This is a genomic window from Spirosoma taeanense (assembly GCF_013127955.1).
In the GTDB taxonomy this organism is placed as follows: domain Bacteria; phylum Bacteroidota; class Bacteroidia; order Cytophagales; family Spirosomataceae; genus Spirosoma; species Spirosoma taeanense.
The window spans coordinates 5579140-5599567 of record NZ_CP053435.1; the positions used below are offsets into that span (position 1 = coordinate 5579140).

Consider the following 20428-nt stretch of genomic DNA (forward strand, 5'->3'; position numbering starts at 1 on the left):
CAGTTGGACTGGCCTGGTTTTGTGAGAAGAATCAGCAGGAAAAGATCTTCTACTTATGTTAAGTCAGCGAATAGTTTGCCTGCCTGTTATTTTCAACGAATTCGGGGCTTTATACCTGAACGACAGGGTCGTAAACTTTGATTTCGTTGATTACCGTTAAAAAGCCTTTGCTGGATGAGATTTAACCCTTGCTTACAACCCTACCTTCACCTATGAAAAAATTTGTTCTCCTTGCCGGACTCTTATCTATGCAGCAGTTTGCTGTAGCGCAGAATCCGTTTACAAAAGGTCCGCTACGCGTGTCTGATAATAAACGGTACCTGGTTCATTCGGACGGCAGTCCGTTTTTCTACATGGGCGATACGGCCTGGGAGCTTTTCCATCGCCTGTCGCGTGATGAGGCCGACCGCTACCTGAAACGGCGGGCCGAACAGGGTTTTACGGTCGTGCAGGCAGTAGCCCTGGCGGAACTCGACGGGCTGAACTCGCCAAACGCAACGGGCGATAAACCGCTGTTGAACAACGACCCCACTACGCCGAATGAGGCATATTTTAAGAATGTCGATTACGTAGTCGATAAAGCTGCGGAGTACGGGATTGTCATTGGTCTGCTGCCAACCTGGGGCGATAAGCTGAATAAAATGCAGTGGGGGAAAGGGCCAGAAATCTTTAACACGCAAAATGCAGGTACGTATGGTCGCTGGATTGGCAACCGTTACAAAAACCGACCGAACATCATTTGGATATTAGGGGGCGACCGCAACCCACGCGATGGATCGCAGGACGTAGCGGTCTGGCGTGCCATGGCCGAAGGAATCGAAGCGGGCGTTGGCGGAGCGGATAAAGCGCTAATCAGCTATCATCCACAACCCAATGGCATGCAGGGTGGCGCTACCCAATGGTTTAACGCAGAACAATGGCTGGATTTCAATATTCACCAAAATGGACATTGCCGCGATACACCCATGTATGATTACATAACGGCATCCTATAACCGAACGCCCACTCGGCCAACGATGGATGCCGAACCCATCTACGAAGACCATCCGGTATGTTTCAATGCGAAGGACCTGGGTACGTCTAACGCTTATGACGTTCGGAAATATGCCTATCTGGATTTGTTCGCTGGAGCATACGGCCATACGTACGGCTGCCACGACATCTGGCAGATGTATGCCCCCGGTCGGGAGCCGGTCAACGGCCCACATCTGCCCTGGACCGAAGCGCTGGAGCTTCCCGCAGCGAATCAGATGAAATTTGTTCGGCAGCTCATGGAGTCACGACCTCTACTGGATCGCGTTCCCGACCAGTCCTTAATTGTCGAGAACAATTACTCGCCGGCAGATCGGATACAGGCAACCCGTGGCAAAGAGTATGCCTTCGTGTACTCAGCGGCAGGCAAACCCTTTACCCTTAAACCTAATAAAATTGCGGGTAAACAGCTTACTGCTTCCTGGTTTGACCCACGCACGGGCGAAATGCAACCGGCCGGCTCATTCGAGAACACCAGACCACAACGATTCACTCCGCCTAGAAGCGGCTACGGCCAGGACTGGGTGCTGATAGTTGGTAAGTAAGACTTACCGAAAAACGCGTCTCGATTGATACGAAGGCCACTTTCGTATTTTTCATCAGAATACAGCCCGGCAGCCATTCAGGTTCGTCGGGCTTTTTAGTTGGTTCACACCAGTATTTAGGCCGTTCGTCACTTATCGGAAAACAAGCCGGAAACTCTGAACTATATTTGAGTTTCCAAGGTTCAGCCCGTAAAAGTTCAATTTCATAATGAAAGAACGGATACTGGCAGAGGCTGAGCGATTATTCTGGAAATACGGAGTTCGGTTGGTAACTATGGAAGATATTGCCCGGCAACTTGGTATTTCAAAAAAGACAATCTATCAGCATTTCAATGATAAAGAGCAGATAATTTATCAGGTAATCGCTGATAAAGCGGTTAAAAATCAGTCGGAAGTGGCGTGTATGACGACCACAGCCTCTAATCCGGTAGAGGAAATCCTACAGGTATTGAATATGATGCAGAAGCATGCGGAACAGGTCAGCCCAAATCTGCTGATTGACATCAAACGGCACTACCCGCAGGCATTTGCTTTATTCCGTCAGTATAAAGAGCATCAGATAATGCGATCAATTCTTGAAAATATACAAAAAGGTATTTCTCAGGGACTTTACCGATCGGATATCAACCCGGCAATTCTGGCCCGGCTTCGGGTCGAGCAGATTGAGCTCGCTTTCAACAGTGAGCTATTTCCTACAGATCAGTACACTATGCATCAGATTCAGCATGAACTGATCCATCATTTTGTGCGTGGAATGCTGACTGAAAAAGGATTTGCTACCTACAATGCCTACTGCCCCAAGCCCAGCGAGTACAACCCAACCATCAACCCCGAGTAATGTCGCGAGCCCATTCAGTCGGACCACGGCCCTAATTTAACTGCCAATGAAAAAAATAATTACCTATCACCCGCTCCTTGTTGTGGCCCTGCTGCTGACCGCTAACCCGACCAATCGGGTGTGGGCGCAAGTGCAGGCAGCCCCTGCCGGGCAGCAACCCGCCACACCCGTGTCGCCGGCACAGCAACCTGCCGGACTACAACCGGTTAATCCGCCAGCAACAACGGTTCCTCCGGTGCCCGTACCAACGCCCAGCCAAGCCGATTTGAGCCCGATTGGCACAACGCCAGCCGGTGAGGTTGGCCGGCCGGCCAATGCGCCACTGGTGGCCGGTCAGGGCTTTACGATGCAGGAGGCCATCAATTTTGCCGTACGCCAGAACGTAAATGTGCGGAACAGCCAGCTCGATGCGCTAAGTGCTGAGGCCCGGATTAAAGAAGTGAAGTCTTCGGCGCTGCCGCAGGTTAGCCTTAACGGCTCATTTACCGATAACCTGATTATTCAGCGGGCGTTTTTACCGGCTAATTTTTTCGATCCCAACGCGTCGCCCGATGCGCCGGCCGTACCGGTTCAATTTGGTGTAAAGTTCGCTGGTAATGCTTCGGCTGCTGTCAATCAGTTAATCTACAGTGCCAGCCTGAACGTTGGTCTGCGGGCCGCGGCAACGTATCGCGAACTGGCGCAGCGCACTACCGAGGCTACGAAAGTGACGGTGGCTGAACAGGTCGCTAAGGCGTATTACGGTGTACTGGTGGCCCAGGAGCGCGCTAAACTGCTCGACCTGAACATCGGTCGGCTCGACACGCTGCTGCGCGAAACCCGGGCTCTGAACCAGCAGGGATTCGTAGAAAAGATTGACGTTGACCGGCTGGAGGTGCAGGTAAATAACCTGCGCACCGAACACCAGAATGTCCAGAACCTCGTTCAGTTGAGCTATACGCTGCTAAAGTTCCAGATGGGCCTGGGTGTTAATGATGAGATCACATTAACGGAGCAGCCGCTTCAGGAGCGAAATCTGAACGAACTGGAACAGATGATTACGCCAGACCCGACATTCCGGTATACCAGCCGGATTGAGTATTCAACGTTGGAAACGCAGATCAAGCTGGCTCAACTGGATATTGAAAGCACCCAAAAAGGCTACTACCCAACGCTGGCGGCATTTGCTAACTACGGCTACAACAGCGGCCGGAATCAGCTTTCACAGCTCGTTACGTCGCCCTGGCTGAACTTTGCAACAGCCGGTATCAGTCTGCAGGTTCCGATTTTTGACGGATTTCTAAAGCGGTACCAGATTGAGCAGAAACGCATTACGTTACAGAAAGCTCAGAACAGCGGGGAGTTGCTCCGGAACTCGATTGATCTGCAGATCCGGCAGGCAAACATTACGCTGACCAATAGTTTGCAGACGCTGCGCACCCAGCAGCGGAACCGCAATCTGGCCAGCGAAATTGTTCGTGTAACCCGCATCAAGTATAAGGAGGGCGTCGGCTCAAACATTGAAGTGCTCAATGCCGAAAGCTCGTTTCGCGAAGCACAGACCAATTATTTCGCGGCTCTGTACGACTTCCTGATTACAAAGGTTGATCAGGACAAAGCCATCGGTAAACTCTACACTGGAAATTAACACTCTCCCATTGAATCCATTACAAATGAAAGCATATTACGCAATTGCCCTGACCACCAGCTTGTTGATGGCATGTGGCGGTGAAAAGAAATCGGATCTGCAAAGTAAACGGGAAGAATTGACCGAGCTAAAATCGCAGCAGACCGAATTAAACAGCAAGATTAAAGTGCTGGAAGGCGAACTGGCCAAACTCGACCCGACTAAAAAGGAAGAGGCTCGCGTAAAAGATGTAGTGACAGCACCGGTTGCTCCGTCGACGTTCCGTCGGTACGTTGAGATACAGGGGACCATTGATGCTAAGAACAACGTGCAGGTGTCGCCTAAAACGGGCGGGGCCGTAACGGCGGTTTATGTGACCGAAGGCTCATCGGTACGCGCGGGTCAGGTCCTGGCTCGCATTGACGATCAGATTCTGCGGACCTCCCTCGAAGAGATAAAAACCCAGCTGGTCTTAGCTAACACGGTTTTCGAAAAGCAGTCGAACCTCTGGAAACAGCAGATTGGTACGGAAATCCAGTACCTCCAGGCCAAAAACAATAAGGAGTCGCTGGAGCGTCGGCTGGCGACGCTGAACACGCAGTTAAACCAGTCGAGCGTAACCGCCCCTATCTCGGGTGTAGTCGATAAGGTGTTTGCCAAAGTGGGTTCGGCTGCCGGACCGGGCATACCGATGTTTCAGGTGGTCAACCTTTCGCAGCTGAAAGTAAAAGCTAACGTGGCCGATACGTATGCGGGTAGTGTGCGCCGGGGCGATGAAGTCATTGTTCGTTTCCCGGACGTGAACAAGGAGCTGAAAACCCGCATCAACTTCGTATCGACGACCGTAGACCCTCTCAGCCGCACGTTTACAATCGAGGCTCCGCTGCCATCAGACAACGCCCTGAAGCCTAATATGCTGGCACAGGTTAAAATCAACGACGTAAATAAGCCCAATACCCTGGTTATTAACCAAAACCTGATTCAGAACACAGAGTCGGGACAATTGGTGTACGTAGCCGTGAATGAGGGTGGCAAGAAAGTGGCCAAGTCGCGGAAAATCACGACCGGGCAGAGCTATGGGGGGCAGATTGAGGTGGTTGCAGGCCTGCAGCCGGGCGATCAGCTTGTAACGCAGGGCTATCAGGAGTTGACCGATGGCACACCCATCAAATTTTAGTCATTCGCTGTCAGTTTGTGGCATTCTGAACCGAGTGCCCATGACATCCAATGACGCGAAGCGAATGACAACTTTATGACAACAAATGACCTCAAGGTATGAAAGCAGAACACATAAAAACCCTCAGCTTTACCAACTGGTGTGTTGAGAACCGGACGGCCATTTACATCTTCACGTTCATTATCACGATGGGCGGTCTGCTGGTGTATAACAACCTGCCCAAGGAGCAGTTCCCGGACATCAAAGTGCCGACAATCATCGTCCAGACGGTGTATTTCGGTACAGCGCCGACCGATATTGAGAATACGATTAACAAACCAATTGAGAAGCAGATCAAATCCATCTCGGGCGTGAAGCGCGTCAAATCCAATGCGCTGCAGGACTTCTCACTCATTACGGTTGAATTTAACCCCGACGTGCCGACGGCCGAAGCGTTGCAGCGCGTTCGGGATGCTATCGACAAATCGAAGCGCGATCTGCCTCAGAAGCTCGATGATGGTCCCACGGCTCAGGACGTAAACTTCTCGGAGTTTCCGATCATGAACATTAACCTCGCGGGTAACTTCTCGCTGAATCAGCTGAAGACTTATGCCGAGGACATGCAGGATGCCATTGAAGCCATGCCCGAAATTAGCCGGGTCGACATTGTGGGTGCCCTGAAACGCGAAATTCAGATCAACGTCGATCTCTCCCGGATGCAGTCGGCAGGACTGGCTTTCTACGATATTCAACAGGCGGTACAGGGCGAAAATGTAAACGTGTCGGGTGGAGACCTGAACGTAGACGGTGTTCGGCGAACGCTGCGGGTGAAGGGCGAATTTACGGATGTTCAGTCGCTGCAAAACCTGCAGATTCGCACTGCTACGGGGGCAACCGTTCGCCTGGGCGACGTGGCTGACGTACGCGATTCGTTTGAAGAACAACAGGACTTTGCCCGGTTGAGTGGCAAGTCGGTTGTGACCCTCAACGTAATTAAACGGGCCGGAGCCAACCTGATTGCAGCCTCTGACCGGATTGAACAGACCATCGACGAGTACAAGGCAGATCGGTTTCCATCGGGTCTTGACATAACCGTAACCGCCGATCAGTCGGAACGGACCCGCGCCGAGCTCAATGATCTAATCAATACCGTTGTACTCGGCTTTATCTTCGTGGTACTGGTGCTCATGTTCTTCATGGGTATCCGCGACGCCATCTTCGTGGGTCTGTCGGTGCCGCTCTCGGCGCTGGTGGCTTTCGTACTCATGCCTGTTATCGGGCCGGTCGTTGGTGCGGCTTTTACGCTGAACACCATCGTTCTGTTTGCGTTTCTGCTTGGCCTGGGACTGGTGGTCGACGACGCCATCGTGGTTATCGAAAACACACACCGCCTGTTTAACCTGCACAGAAACTGGAACATCAAGCAGGCCGTAAAGGCAGCCGCGGGTGAGGTATTCGTGCCGGTTTTGTCGGGTACGCTGACAACCATTGCCCCGTTCTTCCCGCTGCTGTTCTGGCCGGGGATTGTGGGTGAGTTCATGAAGTTTCTGCCACTTACGCTCATCCTGACGCTGTTTGCGTCGCTGTTCGTCGCTTATGTAATGAACCCCGTCTTTGCGGTCTCGTTCATGAAACGGCACGATGAACAGGAGCACAGCACGAACCCAACATTTGCCCAGATTCAGCGGACGCTTCTGATCCTGACAGTACTGGCAGGAATAGGCTACGTGATTGATCGCGGCATTGGTAACCTGTTCATCTTCTTCATCATTCTGTACGTTTTCAACCATTACATCCTGACGCCCCGGATCATCGTGCCGTTTCAGGAAAAGTGGTTGCCTAAACTGATGCGGGGCTACCGTAAACTCATCTCGTGGGTGCTGGTGGGCTACCGGCCCGTAGGTGCCATCCTGAGCATGTTTGTACTGCTGGCCGTCACGTTTGTTCTGATGGGTATCGTGCAGCCTAAGGTTATCTTTTTCCCCAGCGGTGAGCCCGATTACGTGTACGTCTACAATGTCATGCCGATTGGTACCGACGCCCGCGTGACCGACTCCGTGACGAAAATCATTGAGCAGCGGGTGTTCAAGACGCTCAAAGACGAGAAGGCTGAAGACATGGTGAATTCCGTAATCGCCAACGTCGGAAAAAACGCCGGTGACCCGTTCAACCCCGACCGCAACGCCACCCCCCAGAAGTCGAAGGTAACAATAGCCTTTATAAAAGGGCAGGATCGCGGAGGGCGGTCATCGTCGGCCATTCTCGAAAAGATCAGAACCGCCGTTCAGGGTATTCCGGGCACTGAGATTTCGGTTGAGCGCGAAGCCAATGGCCCACCCACGGGTAAACCGATCTCGATTGAGATTGCGGGTGAGGAATTTGCCCAGCTGACTAAGCTGGAAAAAGAAGTTCGCCAGCGGATTCAGCAGGCGGGTATCGAAGGGATCGATCAGTTGAAGTCTGACCTGATTACCAATAAGCCTGAGATTACGGTCAATATTAACAAGGATAAAGCGCAGCGCGAGGGCATTTCGGCGCAGCAGGTCGCCTTTGCTATTCGTACGGCTTTGTTCGGTACCGAAATCTCGAAGTTCCGCGATGCCAAAGATGAGCACCCGATCATGGTTCGACTGAAACAGGACGATCGCAGCCAGATTGAGCGATTGCTGAGCCTGAATATCGTTTACCGCGACATGAATCTGGGCGGGCAGTTGCGGCAGGTGCCGATCTCGTCGGTAGCTGATATTAGCTACTCGACAACGTTCAGCCAGATTAACCGCAAGAACCAGGAGCGTCTTGTTACGCTTGGGTCCGATGTGGTACCGGGTGCCAATGCCAACGTCATTAACGGGCAGATTCAGCAGGTCATCAATCAGATGGAGATCCCGAACGGCTACTCTGTGAAGCTCGGTGGTGAGCAGGAAGACCAGCAGGAGTCCGCTACGTTTCTGATGACAGCCTTTGGAGTAGCCATCCTGCTGATTTACCTGATTCTGGCTACGCAGTTCAACTCGGTCGTGAAACCGCTGATTATCTTCTTCACAATTCTGCTGTCGCTGATTGGGGTGTTGCTGGGTTTCATGGCTACGGGCAAAACCTTCTCCGTAATTATGTCGGGTGTCGGTATTATTGCGCTGGCGGGTATCGTGGTGAAAAACGGAATCCTGCTCATTGAGTTTATCGACGAGCTGCGCGGACGCGGTATGCCTCTGCGTGAAGCTGTGATCGAGGGCGGGGCTACGCGTCTGACGCCGGTATTGCTGACGGCTTCGGCCGCTGTACTGGGGCTGATTCCGTTAGCGCTCGGCCTAAGCGTCGATTTCGTGGGCCTGTTCCGCAATTTGGCTCCGAACGTCATTATCGGTGGCGACAGCGCGGTGTTCTGGAACATCCTGGCCTGGACTATCATCTTCGGCCTGACGTTCTCAACTGTACTTACACTGGTGATTGTGCCCTGTATGTACTGGGTAAACGAACGTATCCGGATGAAGTGGTTCGGGAAGAAAGACCCCGCACTGGAGCCAAAAGAGCAGCCGGAAGAAGAGTTAGTATAAGTTTATTCTGAACAAAGAAAGACACGGAAGGCACAGGGGAAACTTTGCGCTCGCCGTGTCTTTCTTCATTCGGTGTATGCTTAAAAACATTGTATAGTCCACCTGGTTTACCATATGTTTTTAGTATTGTCATGAACCGTACCGTCTTCTTTTTTATCGTACCTATCTTATTTCTTCTCATTGACTGGTACGTGTATCAGGCCGTTCGTACCCTCGTTCGGTCAACCAGCGAAACCACCCAGCGAACCATTGCTATTATTTACTGGGGCTTTACGGTGGTATCCATCGTATCTTATGTGGTTATGCAACTCCTGCCGCCCGATTCGCTTGGGCGCCATACCCGCACATTCATCTGGGCCAGTATCGCCATTCCTTACTTCTCTAAATTTTTCGCCGTTCTCATTATCTTCATTGACGATCTCGGCCGATTTTTCCGCTGGATCGTTTCGCTGTTCTATAAGCCCGAGGTTCGCGAGGCAGTAGAAGACACTTCGCGCCAGACAATTCCAACGGCCCGTACGGTTCCGCAGGATGCAATTTCGCGCTCAGATTTCCTCATGAAAACGGCCATCGTCGCCGGAGCGGTGCCCCTGGTTGGCTTTACGTGGGGGATTCTGTCCGGGGCGCATGACTACCGCATCCGACGCGTCAAACTGCCGCTGAAAAATCTGCCGTCCGGCTTCAACGGCATGACGATTGCGCAGATTTCAGATATTCACTCGGGAAGCTTTTTCAACAAAACGGCCGTTCGGGGAGGGGTTGATTTACTCCTGAAGCAAAAGCCTGACCTGGTGTTTTTTACGGGCGACTTAGTCAATAGCCATGCCGAGGAGGTGAACAGCTATATTGACATTTTCAATAAAGTCAAAGCTCCGCTGGGCGTTTATTCAACGCTCGGCAATCATGATTACGGTAAGTATGTTCGCTGGTCGAGCGCGCAGGCCGAGCGGCAGAATGTGCTGAACGTGATAGCCGCCCACCGCCAGATGGGCTGGAATATTATGCTCGATGAGCACAAAATTCTGGACCAGAACGGTGACAAGATTGCCCTGATTGGTGTTCAGAACCTCGGTTTTGGTCCGGCAGCTCTGCGGGCTGGGGATCTGGCTAAAGCTTACCGCGGCACTGAAGACCACCCTATCAAGTTACTCCTATCCCACGATCCGACACACTGGGACGCTGAGGTTCGGCCGAAGTATTCCGATATTGACGTAACGTTCAGCGGGCATACGCATGGCGCCCAGTTTGGGGTAGAAATCGGCCGGGCTGCCCGATGGAGCCCTGCCCAGTATTTTTATAAACAATGGGCAGGATTATACCAGGAAGGCAACCAGCGGCTTTACGTAAACCGGGGTTACGGGTACATTGGCTATCCGGGCCGGGTTGGTATTTTACCGGAGATTACAATATTTGAATTAACAAAAGCCTGAGCTACATCTGCTTTTGCAGATTACAAGTAGATACATTAATTCGTATTACTTTGTCAACCATTTGCCTGATCAACCCGTTACGCAGATAGCTTACCTAACCAACTCCAAGCTTGTATGAAGATTGTTTTTATCACTGGTCTCTCGTTTTTCATGTCGTTCTTCTCGTGGCTGATGCCAAAGCCTGAAGAAACTAAAATCCCGGTCTGTCATGCGCCTGCTAATAACATGGCCATGATGGCAGCCGACCCGGCTTTTCAGCGCCTACACGAAGCTCCTTTGCCCTTCACGTATGTTGGGGCCGGTGAAATGGTTAAGTTTTCAACGCCCGACGGACAATCGGCCAATGGGTTTTTGCTGAAGGCGAAAAAGCCTTCTAACAAATGGTTGCTGGTTTATCAGGAATGGTGGGGTCTGAACGATAATATCAAACAACAGGCCGAATCATTTTATAATGACCTTAAAGATGTGAACGTACTGGCCGTAGACATGTATGATGGTAAAGTAGCTACTGAGCCATCTGAGGCTGGTAAATTGATGCAGAGCGCCGATAAAGCCCGGCTCAACAGCATCATGAAGGGCGCGATTGCTTACGCAGGCCCTAAGGCGGAGTTTGCCAGCGTTGGCTGGTGCTTTGGGGGTATGCTTTCGCTTCAGTCGGCATTGCTGGAGGGCAAGCAGGCTAAGGGCTGCGTCATGTACTACGGTCGCCCGGAGCAGGATGTTGAAAAGCTGAAAACGCTGAACACGGACGTACTGGGTATTTTCGGGAGCCGCGACAAAGGAATCACTCCTGAGTCGGTGAAGCAGTTTGAAGAAAACATGCAGAAAGCTGGCGAAAAGGTAACGATCAAAATGTATGATGCCGGTCATGGCTTTGCCAATCCGAGCAATCCGGTTTACGACAAGGAGGCCACGGCTGATGCCTATAAGCTGGCCCTGAACTATCTGAAAGACAGATTAAAGGCGTAATAACCTCCACTCCTGTTGAACCCCATGGCACTAAACCGCTATGGGGTTCGTTTTTTAGAAGAGGGTTAAACCTTTTGTCGGCCGGGTTGTCTAACAGAAAAGGTTGACGATTAAATCGCATTTGATTATGAAAACCATAAAACTCATGCCTTTATTGACGGCCGGTTTGCTGGTCGTATTACTAGCAAGTTGCGGACCGTCGTACGTGGGTGTTCGCACGGCTCCGCCTTATGGACCTGCACCTGGCTATTATGGTCCCCGCCCCTACTATGGATACAACTACGGCTATAGGCCCTATGCATATCGCCGTCCGCCGGTAATCATTGAACGGCGAACCTACGTAACGCCCCGTTATCGATACAATAATGCGCCGAATGCCCGGGCTGGGGTGCCCAATGGCGGTTATCGGGGGAATAACTACAACAACGGTCGTTCCCGCGGCCCAAGGTAAGGTCTTGTTGAATAGTTAATAACAACAAAAATACCGGCTCTGGTGGGCCGGTATTTTTGTTTCTGTTTATATTGGCTAGTGAGCAAAGCAATGTCGATGCGGGTATTTGGTCATGTTTCATTCTACCGTCTGGGCGACAGTTTCAAAACCCGTATCGAACTGGCGCAGAGCGGTGTACATAAGCCTCGGCAGGCTGGCATCAGTGGCTCTGTAACGGAAGGTGCCGATTCCATTGTCCTATCAGGAGGATACGAAGATGATGAGGATTTTGGCCAGATCTGATTCTGTATACAGGGTATGGAGGACGCGATCTGAAATCCGGTAAGCAGGTTGCTGACCAGCAACTAGTTGGCTACAATCTGGCACTGGCACAAAACGTCGCAACTGGCCTGCCAGTGCGCGTTATCCGCGGGGCAAATAGTCATTCACCTTATGCACCCGCAACTGGCTACCGGTATGACGGTCTGTACCGCGTTACGCAATACTGGATGGAGAAAGGAAAATCTGGTTTTACAATCTGGCGTTATCGGCTGGAGCAGATTCAGGATCCAGAGGCTGTTAACGATGAGGTAAGTGAGCCAGAGAGTACCTATCTGGCAACTCCACGGGCCGTGCAAATTATACAACGAATTGTGAGAGATACGGCCTTAAGCCGTTACGTTAAGACGTTGTATAAGTACACCTGCCAGGTTTGTCAGGTACGCCTAATTACCAATGCCGGTTTTTATGCGGAAGCTGCACACATTCAGCCCTTAGGGAATCCACATAATGGTCCGGATAACTTAGGCAATTTGCTATGTCTGTGTCCTAACCACCACGCGCAACTTGACTTGGGCGGCTATTCAATAAGTGACGATCTGCAATTACTTGGCTTGGATGGCCGGCTTATGGTTGATGCTCGTAGGCACCGTATCGCCACCGAGTTTGTTCGGTACCATAGAGAGCATTTTTACCTCAATCGCTAATTCACAAATTAGAGTTATTGATTGTAATCCGCTCCAGACAGTACGTTACGTAATCGCCCGATTGAATGCATAGATTGCCGTCAGTGGAAAGATTATATAGATAAACCCAGCAGGTAAGCGTCTCGGTGCCGCAGCGAACGGGAATGAGCGTTCTGACGTATTCCGTTGGCTGCTGGAAGCTCTCTCCTACTCCTTCGTATTCGTCCAGGCGATCTAGTAGCTGGTATTTGTCATTTCCAAGCTGGTATACAGTGCCCCATACCCTTGTCTGGCTGTCGGGTTGATAAAGAGCGCCGGGGTAAGTTCCTAAATCGACCAGCAGCCCTGGGAAAGTGCCCTCGCCGACGTATTGGCTATGCTGACGGAGATATTGGGCAGGAGAATTAGTAAAACCCGGTCGCAACGTGCCGTAGACGATGAGAAAATCAGAATCATCAGCCATATTGACTAAAAAATCTTGTCTGTTTGTATGACAAACTCCGCAACTTTGGCGTTAAGCATAAAACGACCTTTCACTATGAAAAAGACGAAAGTACTGCTATTACTCTCTGCGTCGCTGATACTGGTCGAGATTCCGTTTGAAACGATGGCTTCGGCGAGTGAAACCAAGTCTGAAATGACGACCATTGGCCGTAAGCGGAAAGGTTATAAACCCCGTCGGGGAGGGCTCTTCAATACGGGTCTGTTTAAGAAGAAAAACCCCTGCGGCTGCCCGAATCATTAAGCTAATGTTAAGAAATTGGATTTATAACAGAGTCGGGCCTTATTAAGGCCCTTTTTTTGTTTTATTAATTGTAAAATTCTGGGTTTCAGCGTAAAATTTTGTATCTTTGCGGTTTGAAACTGGCTTGAACTGTGGTTCGTGTGATTCAATTGATTACGCTAACTCGGAGGGAATCATAGTTCAGCAGATAAATCACCAGAATCACAGCTCAGACTGTATGCAATCAATTCGCAACATAGCTATTATAGCTCACGTCGACCACGGCAAAACAACCCTGGTTGACAAAATTATTCACGCGTCGAAACTCTTCCGGGAGAACCAGGAGTTTGGCGACCTGATCCTCGACAACAACGATCTTGAGCGCGAACGGGGTATTACCATCGTTTCGAAGAACGTTTCGGTACGCTACAAGGACGTAAAAATCAACATTATCGACACCCCGGGCCACAGTGACTTCGGTGGTGAGGTAGAGCGCGTTCTAAAAATGGCGGATGGCGTCTGCCTGCTGGTTGACGCTTTTGAAGGCCCGATGCCCCAAACCCGTTTCGTACTCAGCAAGGCCCTGCAACTGGGTCTGAAGCCGATCGTAATTGTTAACAAAGTCGATAAGGAAAACTGCCGGCCTGACGAAGTGCATGAGCAGGTGTTCGACCTGATGTTCAACCTCGGCGCTACCGAAGATCAGCTGGATTTTCCAACGGTTTACGGTTCGTCGAAGCAGGGCTGGATGGGTCCGGACTGGAAAACGCCGACCGACAACATTACGTATCTGCTCGATACGATCGTCGAAAACATCCCATCTGCTCCGATCAATGAAGGTCAGCCGCAGATGCAGATCACGTCGCTCGACTACTCGGCCTTCGTGGGTCGGATTGCCATCGGTCGCGTGCACCGTGGTACGCTGAAAGAAGGTGCTTTTATGGCCCTTGTGAAGTCGGATGGTTCGGTTAAAAAAGTACGCGTTAAAGAACTGCACACGTTCGAAGGTCTCGGCAAGCAGAAAGTTACTGAAGTTCAGTGTGGCGACATCTGTGCCGTAACGGGCCTTGAAGACTTCGAGATTGGCGACACATTGACCGATGCAGAGAATCCCGAAGCGCTAGACCGGATTTCAGTTGATGAGCCGACGATGAACATGCTGTTCACGATCAATAACTCGCCCTTCTTCGGTAAAGAAGGTAAGTTCGTTACGTCGCGTCACCTGCGTGACCGGCTGTATCGGGAGATTGAAAAGAACCTTGCCCTGCGGGTTGAAAATACCGACAGCGAAGACCGCTTCTTAGTCTTTGGCCGGGGTATCCTGCACCTGTCAGTTCTGATCGAGACCATGCGTCGCGAAGGGTATGAACTGCAGGTTGGTCAGCCGCAGGTATTGTATAAAGAAGACGAAAACGGTCAGAAACTCGAGCCAATTGAAATCCTCGTGGTTGACGTACCGGAAGAAACGGCAGGTAAAGTCATTGAACTGGCTACGCAGCGCAAAGGAGACCTGCTCATCATGGAGCCAAAAGGCGATCTGCAGCACCTGGAGTTTGAAATTCCATCGCGTGGTCTGATTGGTCTGCGCTCCAACGTCCTGACGGCTACCTTTGGTGAGGCTGTCATGTCGCACCGGTTCAAGGAATACCAGCCTTACAAAGGCAACATTCCGGAGCGGATCAACGGCTCGCTGATCTCCATGACCAGCGGTGCGGCTACTGCCTACTCGATCGACAAACTCCAGGATCGGGGCGTATTCTTCATTGAGCCGGGCGATGAGATTTATACGGGTCAGGTAATTGGCGAACACAACCGCCAGAATGATATCGTTGTGAACGTAACGACTGCCAAGCAATTGACCAACATGCGGGCATCGGGTTCGGACAACAACGTAAAGATTGCCCCCAAAATCGCTTTCTCGCTCGAAGAGTCAATGGAGTATATCCAGAAGGATGAGTATCTGGAGGTAACGCCTAAGTCGATGCGAATCCGGAAGATTTATCTGGATGAAAACGAGCGCAAACGGAATCAGAATAAGTTCGCGATGGCGTAAGGAACAAAATAGTCTATAAAAAAGGCCTTCTGAATATTCAGAAGGCCTTTTTTATTAAGAGGGCTTTACCACAAATCGAAAAGCCGGGGATTTTTTCATTTCGGCTGAAACTGTTGTGGGCGTTGTGTAGGTAGGCGTTGTAATGGCCGACTTAGCCGTAACATATTCGGTTTGTCGGCGGGTCTGGTGATAGCCGGTTATAAAGAGCGTAACTCCTATAACGAGCATAACTACTTTTCTCATAACGTTTTTTATAGCACTTAAAAACTGAATCCCATTCTGAAAAACAGCCGGTTGTAACGCCGGTATTCTACCTGCGACAGCGTCTGGGTGCCGTCTACGGATGCAATATGCCGCGCTTGCTGATGCTTGTAGCCGGCGCTGATGAGGAAACCCGTGCCGTTTCCCTTGTTGATGCGTAAGCCAATACCCGGACTCCATAGCCAGCCTCCTTTCAGTTCTTTTTCGTGGGGGTTCGGTCCTCGGAACGCGTACCCACTTTCAAGACAGTAAAAAGGCGTAAGCCGTTGTATGCGCTTGAAAATATTTCCCTGAACAGTTGCTGCTACCGGAAAAAAAGCTGAATTATTGTAATAATCTACGCCTGTTGACAATCCAACATGGAGCGAAGGCGTAAAGGTATAACCCGAGAACGCATGAATTGTTAAACCTACCCGGTTTCCGGCGGGTCGCTGGCTATAGTATGGCGCCGGGTAATAAGACCAGTAGCCGTAATTCTGATTCAGATTGTCGGGTCGTACGCGGCCTGTCTGAACACCCATTTCGATTGTTGTTAACCAGCGGCCGGCAGCGATGGGTTCGTTTTGTGCACACACGAAGCCGATACGCAAAAGCCCTAAAAGCAACGTAAACAGTTTTTTCATGGGAACGGCGTTGGGTTGAGGTTAGTATGGCCGTCGGACGGCAATCTTACTGAGTAGCCGTAAATTGTTCGGGTCAGTATAGTCGTATTGATACAATCCATCGTTTCCCACCATCAGTAACCTTTTTGAAACAGGAATGACATCGAAGGCATGCGCGTCCGGAAACGTCTGACGGGATTGCAGGTTGAGCGGGTTGCTGGCATCAAATACCCGCAGGCCTTTCTGTCCCTGGCAGATGAACAGTGTCGGGTAGTCAATACCCAAACCATAGGGCGTTTCGAGTGGATAGGTCTTTACGCGCTGGGGCGAGGCTGGGTTGCTGATGTCGATGATATCGAGAACATCCTGGCTGCCCGAACCGCAGGCACTCGTACCGCGAAGCGTAACGTAAGCATAGTTCTCATGCACAACCACCGGATCGCAGGAGCGAACGTGCGAAAAAGCTGACACCTGTTTAGGCTCGGCGGGGCTAGTGATGTCATAAATGTACATACCCGACGAGGTGCCGATAAACAGATTTGAACGGTAAGGGAAGATGGTTTCAACGTTCCAGTTCAGACTGGCGGTTTTGCCTTTTACGGGTGTGGCCGCCGTTCTGATATCGAAGAGCTGCAGCGAGTTGTTGTTGACGACGTACAACTGGTTATTGGCGATGGCAAACCGGGCCATTGAGCCGCCAACACCCGTCGTGGGCGTACCGCCAGTGCCCGTACTCGGAGCGGCCGATGCGTTATAAAAAGCCGCGTCCTCATAAAAGCGTCCGAACCAGGCAATCGACGAAGCGACGTAGGGCAGGAAATTAAACGTACCCTCACAGTCGGTCTTAACGGTTTCGGTGGCAATTTCCTCTTTCGTGTCCGAAATCTTCGCATTGAGCTTGTCGTACCACCAGCTCGTGCGGCCAATCACGCCGTTCTGAAAGCCGGTTTCCGTACGGCTTACTTCCTTGATTGCCGCCGGGTTACTGATGTCCAGCGCGACCAGATCAATGAAGCTATCGGCGTAAAGAAAATTATCCCGAACGGCGATATCGACATTGCCCGGAATGGATAAAAACGAGATAGCCCTGGGGTTAGCCGGATCGCTGTTATCGAAAATGTGGATGCCTTTTTTGACTTCCACAATGAACAGATACTGATCCTTAATGTAGAGTTTTCCCGGCTCGACGAGAGGCTGGGGCGCTCCCGATGCCACCGTCTGCCGTAATTCGGTTAAGGGTATTTGATAAGGCGTGTATCGGCGAAAGGTTCGCACCTGTTCGCAATTGTCGGTACAGCTCATCAGACCCCGGAGCGGGAGCAGAAAAACGAGTAAAGCATACGGCTTCATAGACGGAAATAGCTCGGTTCTGCCGTAAAGATTCCTGTGGTGACAAAAGCGTTGGAAACGAAGAAAATAAATTGCCCGGCTGTCCTGATTACGGCCGGGCAATATTGATCTTACACAAAAAGTCAGCAATTGGCACTAAATCTATTCCAGCAAACCAGATAGGGCTTTGCTTTACTGCTTACTATACTCGTACGTTGAACCGTCGGCAATTGTGGCACCTACGGGCGTGCGCTCGTAAAGAAACAAATGGCCGTCCCGAAATGAATAAGGCTGCGCCACGTTAAGGTCCGGGAAGAAAATAGCCATAGCTTCCGCGGTTTTACTCGGGTTTGTATCGGTATAAAACCGGCCTTTTTCTTCCTTTTGGCCGTCTTTATTCTCAGTAAGTCGCCGGTAAGTTCCGTCGGTGTTAAACTCAATTGTTTCGGAGTAACCCGCCTTTTCGGGCGTCGTGCTAACCTGCGAGAAGCCGTACGTAATTTTTATCAGCTTCCAGTGGCCAACAAGCTGCGTATCGGCGGAACTGAGCACGGTTTCTTTCGTGCACGCAAAAAGCCCAATTACGGTCGTGAACAGAGCAATGATTATAGTTCTCATAGTCTAGTTCGTTTTTTCGTAAACCAGTACGCCCGGCTTTGGGCCTCCATACTGAATCCGCAGCCGGTCGTTTGTCAGTTCATAGCGAACAATGTTCTTCAGATTCGTGAAGTAAGCCTGTTCAAATTCCATGGCTTCGGCGGGGCCAGCCATTTTTGTGCTACCTACTTCACTTACCAGAATCATGCCATCGGCAGCGGCAAACAACAAGGCATTGTATTGATTAACCGACGATCTTCCACTGGCTTTGAATGGCGTAACGTCAACCGGAGGGTTTTCTTTATCCAGCACCAGCTGAAGCGTTACGTCGTAGGAAGAACTCGGGTCAACAAGCCGCCAGGTTCCAATCAGCTTCGCTACGCCCGGCGCTACGACGGGTTCCTTATCGCTGCTGCATTGAAAAGCCATCAGCAGGAGTAGCGAAGCTAACAGAATAGCGTTTCTCATGAGTTTGTTTTCGTTGGATCGGCAATCCGGCCTACGAACAGTACGGTTCCCGATGCTTTTTCATGGATGACGAACACAAATGGCCGGTCGCACAGAATTGGGACAGGCGCTGACGTGACCGAAACCCCACCCGTTGTTACGGCAGCTGCTTCGGTACCCTTCTCGTCAACCGCAACAAACGTGTTCTGTTTCACAAAGCTGAGCGTCAGCCCGCCGTTTGCATTCATCTTAGTGAAGTCAGCACGATCGGTAAACGCCGTTGGCATACCCATAGCACTTAGCACATTGTTCAACTTGACTTCGTAGTTTAACGTAAACTTAGGCAGGCCAATATCAATCTTGCCCATGGTCATGTCTTTCTGCAACTGGTTCCAGTCGGCGCTGGTTAAGGTGCTGGCCAGCGACTCAGCCGTAACATTCTGCGCGGGCAGCAATACGGTCATCGCAAATTTATCGGAGCCGTAGGGCAGTTCAAAGGCCATGAAGTTGGCACGACTGGTCCGGCGCAGCTCTGTATTGAGCCGCATCATTCGCACCGTTACCGACTGGCCCGAAGCCAGTTTAAACGGCGCATCGATAGTTTGACCCGGATTGAACTGCGTTTTCCAGTCACCCTTGAAATACAAAGCGTTCAGCAGGAACATAACATTGTTGGGCTGAATCTGGTCAATAACCTTCGGAATCTTACCATTGGTTTTCTGGCTGGCCCAGATGTTTATTTTGCCGACTGTAGCCGGGTCGTTGAAGTCCTGGGGCGACACTTCTGCGCTGAAAGTCTGTTTCAGAAGGTCCTGAAACGATGTCGCTACCTCAAACGTATTCCGGTACCAAACCGAGTTTGCCAGCGTCATCGTCACGCTCGGGTCCACGGCGGGCAGGTTCTGCATCAGGTTTTGATACGTCTGATTGGCTTCGGCCAGCGTCTGTGCGTCCAGTTTAAGCGTTTTCTGAATTTCCTGTGCCGTTTGTCCATTCGCTCCGTTCAGAAGCATGCCCAGCACAATATGCAGGCTCAATGGCGAAATAAACACGTTTTTAGCCTGCCCGTCCTGCGCGATAACTCGATTGGCCAGATCAAATGCAAACTGGGTCGTCTGACTGGCAAAGGGTGCCGAGACGCGCAGTTCACCGGTTGCCGAATTAGGATTCGGCGTAGGCGTTACGGTTGAGTTCTTGCAGCTAAGCGCCATCAGCATAGAACCAGTTACGATGGCGGTTAACCTTACAAAAGGGTTCGTTTTCATACTTTACAACGAGTTAGATTTTAAAAGCACAGCCGTGCCGGTAAAAATCAATCATGTTGTGAACAGGGTGACCTGACAGCCACAGGTTATTATTATGACTCTCAAACGGCGATAAAGTTCAAAACCTGGTCAGGGAATCAGCTACTTACAGGATGGGTGAGCCGTCCGTTGCCTACGCAGTAAGTCGACCAGTGGTTCGAAACCCGGTATCGTTTTTCCGTACTCGAACGTAACCCGATGCTTCTGGTCATTGAGCTGTAACTCAATGAATTCAGCTCCGCCATCGGCGCAGTCGGGGCAACCCAGCCGTTCGGGCTGCTGACGGAACGCATCGACGTTTGCCGCGGCTTTCAGTGCACTCCAGTCGGCCTCATTAATCGTAAACTGGCAGGTTCGGATTGGATGCTGGTTCTGGGTGCGTGTAGCGCTTTGCGTTAAGGCGACGCTTGTGCCGTTGATTACATATTCATGTACGCAGTACCCCGCACACATGCCGAACGACGTTCCCGTGCGGATTGTCAGGGCATCGGCGGACGCCTGCTCAGGTGTTGGTGTAAGCGCTGTATTCGTACAGTGGCCGAGCGCTACTGAGAAAATAAGTGCCACAACTAGCAGTTTCATAGCA

General features: G+C 51.1%; 20 protein-coding genes and 1 pseudogene. 13 read left to right on the forward strand and 8 right to left on the reverse strand.

Annotated features, from left to right (window positions below; translation table 11 throughout):
- The first annotated feature begins 212 nt into the window (after positions 1-212).
- The 11 genes and pseudogenes from HNV11_RS23190 (at position 213) to HNV11_RS24060 (ending at position 12546) form a co-directional block, all read left to right on the forward strand.
- On the forward strand, positions 213-1577 hold the full coding sequence (locus HNV11_RS23190; RefSeq protein WP_171741924.1) for a glycoside hydrolase family 140 protein: 1365 nt from the start codon (positions 213-215) through the stop codon (positions 1575-1577).
- 208 nt (positions 1578-1785) lie between these two features.
- Entirely contained in the window at positions 1786-2415 is a 630-nt protein-coding gene (locus HNV11_RS23195) for a TetR/AcrR family transcriptional regulator (RefSeq protein ID WP_171741925.1), read from the forward strand.
- A 46-nt stretch (positions 2416-2461) separates the two neighbouring features.
- On the forward strand, positions 2462-4042 hold the full coding sequence (locus tag HNV11_RS23200) for a TolC family protein (protein ID WP_171741926.1): 1581 nt from the start codon (positions 2462-2464) through the stop codon (positions 4040-4042).
- Between the two features lie 25 nt (positions 4043-4067).
- Positions 4068-5198 carry an efflux RND transporter periplasmic adaptor subunit gene (locus HNV11_RS23205; protein WP_171741927.1) on the forward strand — a complete coding sequence of 377 codons (1131 nt, stop codon included), beginning with the start codon at positions 4068-4070 and terminating at the stop codon, positions 5196-5198.
- A 98-nt stretch (positions 5199-5296) separates the two neighbouring features.
- Positions 5297-8731 carry an efflux RND transporter permease subunit gene (locus tag HNV11_RS23210; RefSeq protein ID WP_171741928.1) on the forward strand — a complete coding sequence of 1145 codons (3435 nt, stop codon included), beginning with the start codon at positions 5297-5299 and terminating at the stop codon, positions 8729-8731.
- Positions 8732-8862: 131 nt separating this feature from the next.
- Positions 8863-10161, forward strand: a complete 1299-nt coding sequence (locus tag HNV11_RS23215; protein ID WP_171741929.1) for a metallophosphoesterase — start codon at positions 8863-8865, stop codon at positions 10159-10161.
- A gap of 114 nt (positions 10162-10275) precedes the next feature.
- Complete coding sequence (locus HNV11_RS23220) at positions 10276-11130, forward strand: dienelactone hydrolase family protein (RefSeq protein WP_171741930.1); 855 nt, start codon at positions 10276-10278, stop codon at positions 11128-11130.
- Positions 11131-11257: 127 nt separating this feature from the next.
- Complete coding sequence (locus tag HNV11_RS23225; RefSeq protein WP_205402739.1) at positions 11258-11581, forward strand: hypothetical protein; 324 nt, start codon at positions 11258-11260, stop codon at positions 11579-11581.
- A 78-nt stretch (positions 11582-11659) separates the two neighbouring features.
- Positions 11660-11863, forward strand: a complete 204-nt coding sequence (locus tag HNV11_RS24105; protein WP_262889961.1) for a YDG/SRA domain-containing protein — start codon at positions 11660-11662, stop codon at positions 11861-11863.
- Between the two features lie 29 nt (positions 11864-11892).
- Positions 11893-12069 (forward strand): annotated as a pseudogene (locus HNV11_RS24110) (YDG/SRA domain-containing protein); the annotation flags it as partial.
- Positions 12070-12546, forward strand: a complete 477-nt coding sequence (locus HNV11_RS24060; protein WP_240163989.1) for an HNH endonuclease — start codon at positions 12070-12072, stop codon at positions 12544-12546.
- 1 nt (position 12547) lies between these two features.
- Here HNV11_RS24060 and HNV11_RS23235 read toward each other — a convergent pair whose 3' ends face one another.
- Positions 12548-12988, reverse strand: coding sequence for a gamma-glutamylcyclotransferase family protein (locus HNV11_RS23235; protein ID WP_171741931.1), 441 nt, complete (start codon positions 12986-12988; stop codon positions 12548-12550).
- 75 nt (positions 12989-13063) lie between these two features.
- On the opposite strand from HNV11_RS23235, the gene HNV11_RS23240 reads away from it, so the two are divergent.
- Both HNV11_RS23240 and typA read left to right on the forward strand, forming a co-directional pair.
- Entirely contained in the window at positions 13064-13270 is a 207-nt protein-coding gene (locus HNV11_RS23240) for a hypothetical protein (protein ID WP_171741932.1), read from the forward strand.
- A gap of 217 nt (positions 13271-13487) precedes the next feature.
- Complete coding sequence (gene typA / locus HNV11_RS23245) at positions 13488-15302, forward strand: translational GTPase TypA (protein WP_171741933.1); 1815 nt, start codon at positions 13488-13490, stop codon at positions 15300-15302.
- Between the two features lie 54 nt (positions 15303-15356).
- Here the strand turns inward: typA and HNV11_RS23250 are convergent, their stop codons facing one another.
- The 7 genes from HNV11_RS23250 to HNV11_RS23280 all read right to left on the reverse strand — a co-directional run bounded on the left by HNV11_RS23250 (position 15357) and on the right by HNV11_RS23280 (position 20424).
- Entirely contained in the window at positions 15357-15545 is a 189-nt protein-coding gene (locus HNV11_RS23250; RefSeq protein WP_171741934.1) for a hypothetical protein, read from the reverse strand.
- 17 nt (positions 15546-15562) lie between these two features.
- Positions 15563-16186 carry a hypothetical protein gene (locus HNV11_RS23255; RefSeq protein ID WP_171741935.1) on the reverse strand — a complete coding sequence of 208 codons (624 nt, stop codon included), beginning with the start codon at positions 16184-16186 and terminating at the stop codon, positions 15563-15565.
- Between the two features lie 21 nt (positions 16187-16207).
- A complete protein-coding gene (locus HNV11_RS23260) occupies positions 16208-17515 on the reverse strand; it encodes an LVIVD repeat-containing protein (protein WP_171741936.1) in 1308 nt (435 codons plus the stop codon).
- A 171-nt stretch (positions 17516-17686) separates the two neighbouring features.
- Positions 17687-18112 carry a hypothetical protein gene (locus HNV11_RS23265; RefSeq protein WP_171741937.1) on the reverse strand — a complete coding sequence of 142 codons (426 nt, stop codon included), beginning with the start codon at positions 18110-18112 and terminating at the stop codon, positions 17687-17689.
- 3 nt (positions 18113-18115) lie between these two features.
- The gene (locus HNV11_RS23270; RefSeq protein WP_171741938.1) at positions 18116-18559 is read right to left on the reverse strand and encodes an META domain-containing protein; all 444 of its coding nucleotides are present in this window, start codon (positions 18557-18559) and stop codon (positions 18116-18118) included.
- Positions 18556-19803, reverse strand: a complete 1248-nt coding sequence (locus HNV11_RS23275; RefSeq protein ID WP_171741939.1) for a serpin family protein — start codon at positions 19801-19803, stop codon at positions 18556-18558. Before HNV11_RS23275 ends, HNV11_RS23270 begins: the two co-directional genes overlap by 4 nt.
- A 141-nt stretch (positions 19804-19944) precedes the next feature.
- Positions 19945-20424, reverse strand: a complete 480-nt coding sequence (locus HNV11_RS23280) for a hypothetical protein (protein ID WP_171741940.1) — start codon at positions 20422-20424, stop codon at positions 19945-19947.
- Positions 20425-20428: the final 4 nt, after the last annotated feature.